This window comes from Mycobacterium sp. VKM Ac-1816D (assembly GCF_000416385.1).
Taxonomy (GTDB): Bacteria; Actinomycetota; Actinomycetes; order Mycobacteriales; family Mycobacteriaceae; genus Mycobacterium; species Mycobacterium neoaurum_A.
This window is the reverse complement of the sequence record NZ_AOHQ01000141.1, coordinates 38,418-52,061: the sequence shown is the minus strand read 5'-3', so window position 1 is coordinate 52,061 and position 13,644 is coordinate 38,418. Positions and strand designations below refer to the sequence as shown.

Genomic DNA, 13,644 nt, shown 5'->3' with positions numbered 1-13,644 from the left:
GGGTCGTGGCGTACGTCATCACGCAGAATTGCTGCAAGGACGCCAGTTGTGTGCCGGTCTGCCCGGTGGACTGCATTCGTCCGGTCGATGCGTCGGCCGCCGACATGCTCTATATCGACCCCGAGTCGTGCATCGACTGCGGCGCCTGCTTCGACGAATGCCCGGTCGATGCGATCTACTACGAGGAGGATGTGCCCGCTGCGCAGGCACGGTTCCGCGAGATCAACGCCGAGTACTTCCAGCGCCATCCGCTGGAGCCGGACACCACGCCGCAGCGACCATCGCGACAGGTTGCAGACGGCGAGTTGACGGTGGCGATAGTCGGCGCCGGTCCGGCGGCGTGTTACGCCGCGGCTGAACTCATGGCGATCGACGGAGTGCGGGTCAACCTCTTCGAGCGGTTACCCACCCCGTTCGGCCTGATTCGGGCCGGTGTCGCACCAGATCATCAACACACCAAATCGGTGGTCGACATCTTCGATAGAACCTTCGTCAACCCCAGGTTCGGGTGCCACCTTGGCGTGGAGATCGGTAAAGACTTGAGTCACGACCAGGTGCTCGACCATCACCACGCGGTGATCTACGCCGTGGGCGCGGCCACCAGCAGGCCGCTCGGGATTGCCGGTGAGGACCTGCCCGGCAGCCACCCCGCCGCCGACTTCGTCGGCTGGTACAACGGCCATCCCGATTACGCGGACGGTGGGTTCGTCCTCGACGGCGAACGTGCGGTGATCATCGGCAACGGTAATGTCGCGCTCGATATCGCACGGATGATGCTGCTGGACTCCGTTGCACTCGGTCGCACCGATATCGCGGATCACGCATTGGACGCACTGCGGGACAGCACGATCCGTGAGGTCGTGGTCCTGGGGCGACGGGGCATCGCGGATGCCGCCTTCTCGGTAGGCGAGTTCCTCGCGCTCGGGGAGCTCGACGGAGTCGATGTGACCATAGACGGACCGGTGCAGGATTCGACCGGGGACACCGACCTCTGGGCCACCTTGAAGCTGGACATCGCCAGGGAGTATGCGGCGCGGCCCACCGCTCCGGGCAACAGACGAATCATCCTCCGTTTCAACACATCACCGGTAGAGATCATCGGTGACGGAAGAGTGTCCGGACTGCGTGTCGAACGGGACGGCGCCAACGAAGTGTTGGACACATCATTGGTGTTGCGTTCGATCGGCTATCGCGGGGTGCCGGTGCCCGGCCTCCCGTTCGACGATGTCGCTGGGGTCGTGCCCAACGAGGACGGCCGCGTGCAGGACAGCCCGGGTAGCTATGTCGCAGGCTGGATCAAGCGCGGCCCGCGCGGCGTCATCGGTAGCAACCGCACGTGTGCAGAACAGACCGTCGATACGCTCTGGCGTGATCACTGCGACGGCAAGCTGACCCGTGACATCGCTGGGCCCGAGTCCCTCAGTGCGGCGCTGCGTGAAAACGGTGCGCAACCGGTGGATTGGTCGGGTTGGCGCAATATCGACGCCGCCGAGCGACGACGCGGCGCGGCAGTCGACCGCCCACGGGTCAAGTTCATCGGAATCCCGCAACTGCGGTCCGCGTCGGTGACGGCGGGATCGTGATCGAAGATGGGTCGATCCAGGGCAGGAAGTAGGTCGCGGTGAGCTTTGAATTCGATCTGTCCAGTGTGTTCCGCGCGGTTGCCGCCGCGATACCGGATTACTGTTTCCTGCACTGGCGTGGTGAGCGGTTCACCTATGCCGCCACCGATATTCGTGTCGACGGCGTTGCGCACTATCTCCACAGCCTGGGCGTGGGTTGTCACATCGAGCGCCGCGGGCTGCAGGGTTACGAATCCGGGCAGGACCACCTCGGGATCTACCTGCGGAACAGCAACCAGTATCTGGAGACCATGCTCGGTGCATACCGTGCGCGTGTCGCACCGTTCAACGTCAATTTCCGTTACACCGGCGAGGAACTGATCTACCTGTTACGCGATGCGCGTGCCACCGTGCTGGTCTACGGCGCGGAGTTCGCACCACGAGTCGCCGAGATCCGTGATCGCTTACCTGAGGTGAAGTTCCTCATCCAGGTGCCGGATGATTCCGGACATCCTCTTCTCGAAGGTGCGGTCGACTTCGAGACCATCGTCCATACGGCGCCACCCTCGACCGCCATGCCGGCTCCTTCCGGTGAGGACCTGTTCATCATCTACACCGGCGGCACCACAGGCATGCCCAAAGGCGTGTTGTGGCGCCAGCACGATATCTTCATGTCCTCCATGGGCGGCCGACCTCTGGGAGGTGGACCTGCCTTGGAAAGCCTGGAAGCGCTACAGGCTCGCGTCCGGCAGGCACCAGGCGCATTGTCACTGTTGATGGTGGCTCCGTTCATGCACGGTGCCGGACAATGGGCGACGTTCTATCTCATGACCATGGGAGGTTGGATCGCGCTACCCGATGATGTCCGCACACTTGATCCGGCCAAGGCGCTGCGTCTGGTCGATCAACTCGGAATCACCGGAATCCCGGTGGTGGGTGACGCGGTCGCTCGCCCGCTGATCGACGAGATCGAGACTGGGGGTCACGATCTGAGGACACTCCTCACCATCACCAATGGTGGGGCGCCGCTCTCGCCCACCGTCCGGGACCGCATTCTGGCGGCACTGCCGCACGTTGCGCTTGTCGACGTGATCGGGTCGTCGGAGACCGGCACTCAGATGAACAGGTTGTCCACCGCCGAAGTCGCCGAGGCGACGGGCTTCTCTCCGTCGGATGCGACTGCAGTGATATCGCCTGATCGCGAGAGGGTTCTCGCCCCCGGCGGCGGGCAAGGGTGGCTGGCTCAACGAGGGTTCATACCGCTTGGATACCTTGGTGATCCGGCCAAGACTTCGGCGACCTATCCGACGATCGACGGGGTGCGATGGTCCCTGCCGGGCGACCGAGCCGAATATCGCTCCGATGGCCATATCGTTCTGCTCGGCCGTGATTCACTGACCATCAATACGGGAGGAGAAAAGGTCTTCGTCGAAGAGGTCGAGCGGGCTCTGTGTGCGCACGACGCGGTGTACGACGTCGTAGTCGTGGGACGGCCCTGTCCGCGTTGGGGCCAGGAGGTCGTGGCCATCGTCCAGCTGATCGACGGTGTAGAGGCGACCGACCAGGAGTTGGCTGCCACATGCTCCGAACGGCTTGCGCGCTACAAGATTCCGAAGTCTTTCATCCGAACTTCCACCATCGTACGATCCCCGGCAGGGAAGGCCGACTACCGCTGGGCCAGAGAACTGGCTATCCGAACCAGTGCCCAGCTGCCCGAGTCGACACCGTCGGAGATCGCATGATTCCGCTACAGCCGAGCGAGATCACGCCGGCCTGGATGTCCGGTGCACTGCGTTCGGTGAGCACCGAGCCAGTGGTCGACACTGCAACGGTGACCCCCGTCGGAACCGGCCAGACCGGGGCGACCTACCGTGTCGCGGTGACGTACACCCGAGGTGGCGATCAGCTGCCGTCGAGCTACGTCGTCAAGTTGCCGTCGCAGGATCCCGAAGTGCGGCAACGGGTTGCGCTGGGATACCGATCTGAGCATGCGTTCTACACGGAGGTTGCGGCGACCGTCGCGGTGCCGACACCGCACTGCTATCACATCGACATTGCGAACGAGGGCGTCGACTTCGTGATGCTCATGGCCGATCTGGCACCGGCTGTTCAAGGTGACCAGATCCACGGTTGCTCCGCAACCGAGGCTGCGTTGGCAGTCGAGGCTCTTGCCGGCCTCCACGGTCCGCGTTGGTGTGATCCCGCGTGGCTGGACTTCGGGGGCACGACGATGCCGCGTGCGGATGCCGACATCGCCCGCGGAATGGGTGATCTGGCGCGGTTCGCCGCCGACACCACCACGGAGCGACTAGGGGCCCGGATATCGCCCGAGGACCTCCTGACCATCGACCGGGCGGTCACGCTCGTGTCGGCGTGGCTTCGTCTTGAACCGAACCGCTTTGCTCTTCTCCATGGGGACTACCGTCTGGACAACCTGTTGTTCGATCCAGGATGCACCCGGGTGACTGTGGTGGACTGGCAGACACTCGCGGTCGGGTTGCCGGCGCGTGACCTGGCGTACTTCATCGCGACGAGCTTTCCGGTGGCCGAGAGGGCCGGCTTCGAAGCGGATCTCGTCACGGCGTATCACCGCCGGCTGTGCAGCCACGGCGTCACCGGTTACGACGTAGGCGCGTGCTGGGATGACTACCGCATCGGCATGCTTCAGATCCCGCTGTTGACCATGCTTGGATTCGCCTTCTCCGCTGCCACCGAACGCGGCGACGACATGGTGCTGGCGATGCTGGCACGCGGGTGCGCAGCCATCAGAGACCTCGGCACGCTCGACCTCATCGAGCGCCGCTCATGACCAACCGCGCGGTGTGCCCACGCGGTGTAAGCCGCAACTGACCATCGAGACACGCTGTACCCGTGTTACGCCCAGGACCCTTCTTGATGGCCTGTGTTCCACACTTCGGTGATCCTGCCATCGACGACCCGGAAGATCTCCATGCTGCCGATGGCGCTCACCGTGCCGTCGTCGAGGACGATTGTGGCGTCGTACATGATCGCGGCGTGCTCACCGTCCACCCCGGCGACGATGGTTCGCACATCGAATCGAATGCTCTCGAACATCGCGTGGTGGTCTTTGATACGCGCGACCGCCTCATCGTGGGTCAGGACGGTCACCGAGCCCACACCGTGCCGAATGATTCTGTCGCCCAGAAGTTCATCGGCGAGATCGAGGTCGCACTGATTCCAAGCGATGAGGTTATACGCTTCGACCACCTCACGCGCCGACCGCAACCGAGGCGCTATCGGCCGATTCGACTGCGGGTTTGAGGGCGACGAGGTCGGAATATCCCGCATCAGCGCAGCGGTTGATCGACGAGTCCGCAGAAGAATGTTCGCTGCGCATACGCGAACGGACCTGGCGCTCTGGAATCGAGCAGACTATGCACACGCCGGGTGGCCATCTGTCCAGACTAGGATCAGAGTCCGGGTGGGGCAAGGATCCTGCGAAAGTTGTTGTACCAGAATGGTGGCCGTAGGCAAGACCCCAGGGGTGGCGGCGCGGGTGACAGGTTCGATGCCGATCAGAATCGGACGGTCAGATCCTGGCCGACGAGGCGACGCACGCCCCAGAAATAGGTCAACAACGGCATGGTGCACCACAGTACGTTGATCAACACGAACTTGACCCACATCTCAGCCGGCGACGACATGCTCTCCAAGTTGTTGGCGATCTCCACGCCGAAGTAGACGGCAGGAAGCGTCACCTCGACGATCATGCCGGCCATGATCAGTGAGAGCTGGTTACTGGTGAATCGACGGCCGTTCCGGAAGAACTGGAACAGCGCGTAGGCCTCGAAGATGCCGACGAACAAGGCGATGTACTCCATGCAGACGATCAGCGGGTCGCCGGTGAGGTAACGTGCGTCGCCGCCCAGCAGGATCGGCGACCACATGTAGGTCCACAGTGCGCCGTTCTCGATGCCCTCCACGATCTGGTCGAAGAACAACAACCATGGCAGCTCCCAGATGAACCGGGGAATCAGCGCGATGAACACCCAGACGATGATCATCGCCCCGAAGCGGTCGGCGCGAGTCCAGTCGCGGCGGTCGCCGACCCGAAGCCACGGCAACGCGAGAGCGGTCACAAAGCAGCAGACCACCAACACCACGAGCACGGTGGATGCTGTGGACTGCGGCACGCCGACGTGCATCTCCAGGTACCAGAAGATTGGTTGGATCGCGAAGAAGACTGCCAGCACGACGAACAGCGCTTTCTGAAGCGAGGAGAATCCGCGCCGTTGGCGGGTGTGCTCGCCACCATCGGGGGTGATGGTCTCGGTCATGAGCGCTTCCTCCGCATCGAGGTATTCATCGAACTCGTACTCGTCCGATCCGACGAGTGGGGGCCGTCATGAGGGACGTCGAGACGGACTCTAGTTTTATATCACGCGTAATGTTATAACGTGTTGTAGTTTTTTGGGACCGTCCCAGCGAAGTTCCGGTGTCGATCCAGTCGACTCCTGTTGCCTTCGTTCACGGCGGACCCGGATGCCGGCAGTGAACATTCCGACGTGGCGAAGGGCGCGCAGTGGCAGTGCATCTGACTCGTGGCACCAAGGTGCGAGTGGCTGCGGTCGTGCTGACGGCAACCTGCCTGGCTGCAGCGTGCGTCACCTACCTCGGCTACCAAGGTGCGTTCGCCTCGACCGCGGCCGTCACGTTGACCGCACCGCGGGCAGGTCTGGTGATGGAACGTGATGCCAAGGTCAAGTTTCTCGGCGTCCAGATCGGGCGAGTAACCGATATTGAATACGAGGACGACGCTGCCCAACTAACCCTGGCCATCCGCACCGACGAGCTCGCCAAGGTCCCGTCGAACGTCACCGCGCGCATCGCCAGCAGCACGATCTTCGGAGCGAAATCCGTCGAGCTGCTGCCTCCGGAGCGTCCTGTGGCGGATCACCTTGCCCGCGGCGCGCATCTGACGGCCGCCGATGTCAGCGTCGAGGTCAACACACTGTTCCAGACTCTGGTCGACACACTCGACAAGATCGACCCGGTTCGCCTGAACGCCACCGTGACTGCGCTTGCCGAAGGGTTACGCGGCAACGGGCATGATCTCGGTGCCGCACTGACATCTCTGTCCGAGTTCGTCGGCAGTGTCAGCCCACATCTGCCGACCCTGCAGACTGATCTCCAGAAGTTCAGTGGCACGGGTGACATCTACAACGCCGCTGCCGACGACCTGGTGTCCACACTGGGAAATGTGCCGACGGTGAGTGCCACCATTGTCGACGAAGCCGACCAACTCAGTTCGGTCTTGATGGCGACGACCGGGCTCTCCATCACCGGAGCGGACACCCTCGCACCCGCTGAGAACGATGTCGTGGCCGCCGTCCAACGACTACGCGCCCCGCTGGGGGTGCTCAGTGATTATTCTCCGGAATATGGTTGTCTCATAGACGCATTGGCCATGGCCTACAAAAAGTTCGGGCCCAATATCGGCGGAGTGCAACCGGCGCTCTTCGTCAATGCCGGATTCATTCCCGGGACCGCGGTCTACACCTATCCCGAGAGTCTTCCGTTGGTCAACGCATCAGGTGGCCCCAATTGTCGAGGTCTTCCCAACCTGCCCACAAAGCAATCCGGCGGATCGTGGTATCGCCCCCCTTTCCTTGTGACCGACAACGCCTATGTGCCATACCAGCCGAACACCGAGCTCCAGTTCGACGCGCCGTCGACACTGCAGTTCCTCTTCAACGGCGCCTATGCCGAACGGGATGACTACTGATGCGCTCCCGGAGGACCGGCCTGAAAGTTGCCATCTTCACTGCCGTCATGCTGCTCGTGCTGGCAGGCCTGGTCGTCACGTTCGGTCAGTTCCGCTTCGGATCGAACAACACCTTCCGTGCCGAGTTCGCGTCGGTGTCGCGTCTGAAAACCGGTCAGGACGTGCGCATCGCCGGAATTGCCGTCGGCTCTGTCAAAAACATCGCCATCGAGGGCGATCACGCCATCGTCACATTCACCGTCGACAAACGTCAGCAGCTCTACACCTCTACCCGGGCCGCCATCCGCTATCTCAACCTCACCGGCGACCGGTACCTGGAGATCCTCGCCGGACCCGGCGATCTCGTGAAATTGCCTGCTGGAGCCACGATTCCACGCTCGAACACTGTGCCTGCGCTCGATCTGGACGCTCTTCTCGGCGGCCTTCGACCTGTTCTCAAAGGTCTCGATGCAGCCAAACTGAACACCGTCAGCAATGCCATCATCGAGCTGTTACAGGGCAAAGGGGGCACGCTGTCCACGGTGCTCGCCACCACCGCCGATTTTACCCGGACGATCGCCAGCCGTGATCAGTTGATCGACCAGACGATCGACAATCTGACCACGGTGCTGGCCGCCGCCGATCACCGAAGTACCGAACTCAACACCAGCATCGATCAGCTCCAACAACTGGTCACCACACTGAGCAAAGGGCGTGACCCCATCGTCGACGCCGTCGAACCGTTGGCGGCGGCGCAACGAGATCTCACCGATGTCCTCAGCACGGCGCGACGTCCGTTGCAGGGCGTGCTCGAGAACGCCGGCCCGTTGGCCACCGCGCTGGACGACCGGAAACAGGAGGTCAACGCGACGATAGAACCGCTCGCCGAAGACTATCTGCGGTTGAGCGCGCTCGGTGCCTACGGATCGTTCTTCAACATCTACTTCTGCTCGGTCAAGATCAAGATCAACGGCCCCGCCGGTAGCGACATCCTCTTGCCTGCGGTCAAACCGCCATCGTCGAACAATGGGAGATGCGACTTTGTCAAGTAGCCCCACACGGCGAGATCCGCTGCGCACAGGTGTTTTCGGCATCTTTGTCGTCACCTGCCTGGTACTGGTGTCCTTCAGCTATCCGAAATTGCCGATCTGGCCACAGGGCCTGCACTATGACGCGTACTTCGCCCACGCCGGTGGCATCGTCGTCGGAAACCCGGTCCAGATCTACGGTTACACCGTCGGTCAGGTCGACTCCGTCGAGCTCGACCTCACCCACCGAGCTGCCAAGGTGGGTTTCACCATCGACCGTGATATCCGGATAGGCGACCAATCTTTGGTTGCGATAAAGACCGATACCGTCCTCGGCCAGCGCTCGGTAGAGGTCACCCCACTCGGAGTCGGTTCTGTCACCGCGATACCCCTGGCCCGTACCACCACGCCGTACACGCTCAACAATGCGTTGCAGGACCTCGGGCACAATGTGGGCGAACTCGACCAACCCCGCTTCGTCGAGACGCTGGACGTCCTGACGACCGCCATGCGCGATGCCACCCCACACGTACGGGCTGCGCTGGACGGCATCACGGCGCTCTCGCGCAGCGTGAACAACCGCGACGAGAAGGTGCAACGGCTTCTCCAGCATGCGAAGTCGCTGTCGGATGTGGTCGCCGCGCGGTCCGGGCAGATCAACCAGCTGGTCACCGACGGTAACCTGCTGTTCGGCGCCCTGGCGGAACGGCGTTACGCCATCGACCAGCTGATCACCGGCATCAGAGATCTCGCTACCCAGCTCAAAGGGTTCGTCGACGACAACAAAGAGCAACTCGGTCCGACGCTGACCAAGTTGAATCTCGTTCTCGACAACCTCAACGAACGGCGCGAGCACATCTCGGCCGCCCTGACGCGACTACCTGCCTACTCGACCGCACTGGGTGAAGTGGTCGGGTCCGGACCGGGCTTTCAGGCCAACGTCTTCGGTGTCCCCCCACCATCGATCGGAGGGATCCTGCTGGACTCCTACTTCCAGCCCGGCAAGTTGCCCGACAGCCTGGCCGATTTTCTTCGCGGGTTCATCACCGACCGTGCGGTTGTGAGGCCGAAATCGCCATGACGCGACTCAATGCTCTTCTGCGCCGCCGGACTCCCCGGCTAGCCTTGGTCGTTGCACTGCTGGTGGCGCTGACCGGGGGTGTCATCGTGGGGAGGCCCAGTCCGGCCCCGCTGACCGTCACCGGACATTTCGCCTCAGCCGTCGGGCTTTACCCTGGTGACGACGTCGAAATCCTCGGCGTACCAGTCGGTACGGTCGCCAGTATCAGCCCGGGCGTGGATCACACTGCGGTGACTTTCACCGTCAATCCCGGAGTCACCGTCCCGGCTGATGCCTCCGCCGTCATCGTGGCGCCCAATCTGCTTTCGGCTCGCGTCATCGAGATCGGCCCGCTGTACACCGACGGGCCCACGCTGGCCGACCATTCCACGATCCCGATCGAACGTACCGCGGTCCCGGTGGAGTGGGACGACGTCAAAGACGAACTCACGCAGCTTGCGTCCCAACTGGGGCCGCACAACGGTGCAGTACAAGGACCGCTCAGCGCCGCGATCGATCAGGCAGCCGACACGTTTGACGGCAAGGGCCGATCCTTCCGTGACGCCATCCGCGAACTGTCGCAGACCGCAGGGCGTCTGGGAGACTCCCGATTCGATCTGGTGGGCACGGTGAAGAATCTGCGCACCCTTGTCGATGCGCTTGCAGGCAGCAACGAGCAGATCGTCCAGTTCACCGGCCACGTCGCATCGCTGTCGCAGGTGTTTGCCGACAGCACCGATGATCTCGCGAGTTCACTCGACGTCCTCAACACCGCACTGGCCAGTGTCAAGAACTTTCTCCAGGAGAACAATTCGGTCATCAGCGGACAGGTGCGCAAGCTCACCGATTTCACATCGTTGCTCACCGAGCACAGCGAAGACATCGAGCAGGTGTTGCATGTGGCGCCCAACGGTCTTGCCAACTTCTACAACATCTACAACCCGGCACAAGGGTCCATCGGGGCCATCTTGTCACTGCCCAATCTTGCCAATCCCGTGCAGTTTCTGTGCGCAGGCGTGTTCGACGCCGGCGGTACTCCCGACTACTTCAAACGCACTGAGCTGTGCAGGCAGCGAATGGCACCCGTGCTCAAGAGGATCATGATGAACTTTCCGCCGGTGCTGTTCCATCCGATCAACTCCATCACCGCCTACAAAGGTCAGTTCGTCTACGACACACCGGCTACCGAGGCGAAGGCGCAAACGCCAACATCACAACTGCAGTGGCAGCCGTTACCCGGTTCGACCTTGCCCGGGCCGTCGACACCTGATCTGACCAGCTTGATCCTGCCTCCTGTTAACCCCGGGGAGCCGACCTCACCGACAACGGAGCCGGGACGATGAAGTATCCGGTCACCTTCCGATCTGTGCGACTGCTGGCGGCGCTCGGATCTACACTCGTCGTTGTCAGTGGATGCCAGTTCGGTGGACTGAATTCACTCGCCATGCCGGGTACCGAAGGCCACGGGACGGGATCTTTCACGATCACCGTCGAGTTGCCCGATGTGTCCACTCTCCCGCAGAACTCACCGGTTTTGGTCGAGGATGTCGCCGTCGGCAGTGTTTCAGGACAACAGGTCATGCAGCGTCCGGACGGAACTTTCTACGCCGCGTTGCAACTGTCCTTGAGCGCGGCAGTCGAGCTGCCGGCGAACTCCACCGTCACACTGGGGCAGACATCGTTGTTGGGCTCTCAGCATGTCGAACTGGCTGCGCCCACCACCGAGCCTGGTGAGGACGTTCTGCGTGACGGCACGAGTATCCCGATGGAGCGCGCCGCACGCTACCCGAGTACGGAAGAAGTGCTGTCGACGCTCGGCGTCGTTGTTAACAAGGGCAATCTCGGTGCCTTACAGGACATCACCGACGAACTCGACAAGGCTGTCAACGGGTATAGCGGCGACTTTGCGAACCTGCTACCACAACTGGCCGACTTCACCGCGGCGGTGAACCGACAGGCCGGCGACATCGTGACAGCAATGGAATCGGTCAACAGGGTGGCCGGGAAATTCGCCGCCGATGACACGACGATCAGCTCGGCGCTGGCCGCATTACCGGAGGCCACGCGGACCCTGAACGACAACGCAACACGGATCGTCGACACCTTCTCCGCACTGGGCAGATTCAGTGATATCGCAGCCCGTATCCTTGCCAAGACCAAGACTGATCTCACCATCGATGTGACCAACGCCTACGCCGTGGTGAAGCCCCTCGCTGATCACGCCCAGGAACTCATCGATGCTCTACCGATCATGGCCACCTATCCGTTCCCGCAGACCGGCATCAAACAAGCGGTGCGCGGTGATTACCTGAATGCCATCGCCACACTGGACCTCACGCAACGACGATTCGGCGAAAACGTCTTCACGACATCGCCATTGGATCCCAATATGAAGCACCTCAGCGAGATCCTGACCACGCCGGACTTCCTCATCGGTGAACAGGCCAATCTGTCCGGTCAGGCTGCCGACCCCTTCGCCGTGCCGGCGCCGGCGTCCGACCCGAGCACCGGGCAGCGCTGATGCTGACCCGACTCGTTCGTTGGCAACTGAGTGTCTTCGCTGTCGTCACCGTCATTGCAATGGGTTCGGTGGCGATCTTCTACCTACGTGTCCCGGAAGCACTGGGCATCGGACGTTACAGCGTGACCGCCAACTTCGGGGCCAGCGGTGGGCTCTATCCGAACGCCAACGTGACCTATCGCGGATCCACGATCGGCAAGGTCACCGCCGTGACATTGACCGACGAACTGAGTGTCGACGTTCACATGCGCCTCGACTCGGATACGCCCATCCCCGCCGACGTCACCGCGGCGGCGAAGAGTGTCTCGGCGATCGGTGAGCAGTACGTCGACCTCATCCCGCACGCGGATGGCGATCCGCAACGGATGCTGCGAGACGGTGCCGTCATCGACCGAGCCCATACCGCGCTGAGCGGCGATGTCGCCGGCCTTCTGCGGGAAGCCCAAGGCCTGGTCAATTCCCTGGACCACAGCAAACTCCGGGACGTGCTCGACGAGACCGCAGCCGCCTTCGGTGGTACCGGTCCAGAAGTGGCCCGGCTGATCAACTCCGGCAAAGACCTTCTCGACGAACTGAACTCGTCCAGCCAGGACACCACCGCGTTGATCGATCGGCTAGGTCCCTTTCTGGAGGCGCAACTGCGCAGCGGCACGGACATCACATCGCTCGCAGATGGATTGGCGCGGTTCACCAACCATCTCCGCAACGCCGACCCACAGCTGCGGACACTGCTCGACACGGCGCCTGCCGCCGCTGACGCGGCGACGCAGGCATTCGAGGGCATCCGCCCCTCCTTTCCCATGCTGGCCGCAAATTTGGCCAACTTCGGCCGCATAGGCGTGATCTATCGCAAGTCGCTGGAACAGACCCTGGTCGTACTGCCGGCGGTGACGGCGGTCCTGATCAGCGCCGCCGAGCAGATGCCGGCCGACGAGGGTGCCAAGGTCGACTTCAAACTGGGGCTGGGCGATCCGCCGCCGTGCAACGTCGGCTTCATCCCGCCACCGGAAATCAGGTCCCCAGGGGACCAGACCCTGCGAGACCTGCCGAACGACATGTATTGCAAGGTGCCGCACAACTCAGCGTCGGTCGTCCGGGGAGCGCGCAATTACCCGTGCCAGGAATTTCCGGGAAAGCGGGCGCCTACGGTCGCCCTGTGCCGGGACCCGATCGGATACGTCCCGATCGGGAACCAAGCATGGCGGGGACCCGCGGTTCCCGAAGCCACGCCGATCACAGACCCTCGAAACATACTGCCCTATAACAAATATCCCTATATCCCGCCGGGCGCAGACTACGATCCCGGTGCGCCTGTGACCCAACTGCCCGACGGTGTCGAACCGGGGCCGGGGCCTGCCCCGTTCGCGCCTTTCCCGCTGCCGGTACCCCCTGTCACACCAGGTCCGCAACCACCGCCGCTGCCCTACAGCCCTCCGGCTGACCAGCAGGTGCCCCCCTACGGGCAACGGCCGCCCCCGTCGGGCGTACCAGATATCACACCGCCACCGGCGGCGCTGCCCGCCGAAGCGGGAACCGACACCTCGGCACGAGACGCCTTCGCCGGACTGGACGTGACGACCTACGACTCCGGGAACGGTCTCTTCCAGGACCGCAATGGCGGTGTGGGGATGTTCGCTGCGGCAGATGCCAGCATGCGGCCCGCAGAGAACTGGCTCGACCTCATGCTCGCACCGCGCGCTTTCTGACGAGTCCAGTGTGGGCGTCCGCAGTCGACCGATACGACTGAC

General features: G+C 62.8%; 11 protein-coding genes. 9 read left to right on the top strand and 2 right to left on the bottom strand.

Translation table 11 applies throughout. The features are described 5' to 3' along the window. The first annotated feature begins 5 nt into the window (after nucleotides 1-5). Genes G154_RS20655 through G154_RS20645 form a run of 3 tightly spaced genes read left to right on the top strand, consistent with a single transcriptional unit; the run spans nucleotide 6 to nucleotide 4,371 of the window. On the top strand, nucleotides 6-1,583 hold the full coding sequence (locus G154_RS20655; RefSeq protein ID WP_023985161.1) for an FAD-dependent oxidoreductase: 1,578 nt from the start codon (nucleotides 6-8) through the stop codon (nucleotides 1,581-1,583). Between the two features lie 38 nt (nucleotides 1,584-1,621). Beyond that, nucleotides 1,622-3,304 (top strand): acyl-CoA synthetase, encoded by a 1,683-nt coding sequence (locus G154_RS20650; RefSeq protein ID WP_019511694.1) that lies wholly within the window; start codon nucleotides 1,622-1,624, stop codon nucleotides 3,302-3,304. Further along, entirely contained in the window at nucleotides 3,301-4,371 is a 1,071-nt protein-coding gene (locus tag G154_RS20645; RefSeq protein WP_019511693.1) for a phosphotransferase family protein, read from the top strand. Before G154_RS20650 ends, G154_RS20645 begins: the two co-directional genes overlap by 4 nt. 65 nt (nucleotides 4,372-4,436) lie before the next feature. Here G154_RS20645 and G154_RS20640 read toward each other — a convergent pair whose 3' ends face one another. Then, a complete protein-coding gene (locus G154_RS20640) occupies nucleotides 4,437-4,808 on the bottom strand; it encodes a nuclear transport factor 2 family protein (RefSeq protein WP_019511692.1) in 372 nt (123 codons plus the stop codon). A gap of 290 nt (nucleotides 4,809-5,098) precedes the next feature. Then, nucleotides 5,099-5,860: a membrane protein gene (locus G154_RS20635; protein WP_019511690.1), complete on the bottom strand. Its 762-nt coding sequence runs from the start codon at nucleotides 5,858-5,860 to the stop codon at nucleotides 5,099-5,101. Nucleotides 5,861-6,105: 245 nt separating this feature from the next. On the opposite strand from G154_RS20635, the gene G154_RS20630 reads away from it, so the two are divergent. Genes G154_RS20630 through G154_RS20605 form a run of 6 tightly spaced genes read left to right on the top strand, consistent with a single transcriptional unit; the run spans nucleotide 6,106 to nucleotide 13,602 of the window. Further along, the gene (locus G154_RS20630) at nucleotides 6,106-7,308 is read left to right on the top strand and encodes an MCE family protein (RefSeq protein WP_023985163.1); all 1,203 of its coding nucleotides are present in this window, start codon (nucleotides 6,106-6,108) and stop codon (nucleotides 7,306-7,308) included. Then, nucleotides 7,308-8,339 (top strand): MCE family protein, encoded by a 1,032-nt coding sequence (locus tag G154_RS20625; RefSeq protein WP_019511688.1) that lies wholly within the window; start codon nucleotides 7,308-7,310, stop codon nucleotides 8,337-8,339. The genes G154_RS20630 and G154_RS20625 overlap by 1 nt, the downstream gene beginning before the upstream one ends. Further along, nucleotides 8,329-9,396, top strand: coding sequence for an MCE family protein (locus tag G154_RS20620; RefSeq protein WP_023985164.1), 1,068 nt, complete (start codon nucleotides 8,329-8,331; stop codon nucleotides 9,394-9,396). Before G154_RS20625 ends, G154_RS20620 begins: the two co-directional genes overlap by 11 nt. Continuing rightward, nucleotides 9,393-10,718: an MCE family protein gene (locus G154_RS20615; RefSeq protein ID WP_023985165.1), complete on the top strand. Its 1,326-nt coding sequence runs from the start codon at nucleotides 9,393-9,395 to the stop codon at nucleotides 10,716-10,718. The genes G154_RS20620 and G154_RS20615 overlap by 4 nt, the downstream gene beginning before the upstream one ends. Next, the gene (locus G154_RS20610) at nucleotides 10,715-11,896 is read left to right on the top strand and encodes an MCE family protein (RefSeq protein WP_019511685.1); all 1,182 of its coding nucleotides are present in this window, start codon (nucleotides 10,715-10,717) and stop codon (nucleotides 11,894-11,896) included. The genes G154_RS20615 and G154_RS20610 overlap by 4 nt, the downstream gene beginning before the upstream one ends. Next, entirely contained in the window at nucleotides 11,896-13,602 is a 1,707-nt protein-coding gene (locus G154_RS20605; RefSeq protein WP_019511684.1) for an MCE family protein, read from the top strand. Before G154_RS20610 ends, G154_RS20605 begins: the two co-directional genes overlap by 1 nt. Nucleotides 13,603-13,644 lie beyond the last annotated feature (42 nt).

What these genes read in the sequence shown, in the direction of transcription:
- G154_RS20625 (WP_019511688.1), top strand. Translation starts at nt 7,308, where the DNA reads ATGCGCTCCCGGAGGACCGGCCTGAAAGTTGCCATCTTCACTGCCGTC.
- G154_RS20635 (WP_019511690.1), bottom strand. Translation starts at nt 5,860, where the DNA reads ATGACCGAGACCATCACCCCCGATGGTGGCGAGCACACCCGCCAACGG.
- G154_RS20615 (WP_023985165.1), top strand. Translation starts at nt 9,393, where the DNA reads ATGACGCGACTCAATGCTCTTCTGCGCCGCCGGACTCCCCGGCTAGCC.
- G154_RS20605 (WP_019511684.1), top strand. Translation starts at nt 11,896, where the DNA reads ATGCTGACCCGACTCGTTCGTTGGCAACTGAGTGTCTTCGCTGTCGTC.
- G154_RS20610 (WP_019511685.1), top strand. Translation starts at nt 10,715, where the DNA reads ATGAAGTATCCGGTCACCTTCCGATCTGTGCGACTGCTGGCGGCGCTC.
- G154_RS20645 (WP_019511693.1), top strand. Translation starts at nt 3,301, where the DNA reads ATGATTCCGCTACAGCCGAGCGAGATCACGCCGGCCTGGATGTCCGGT.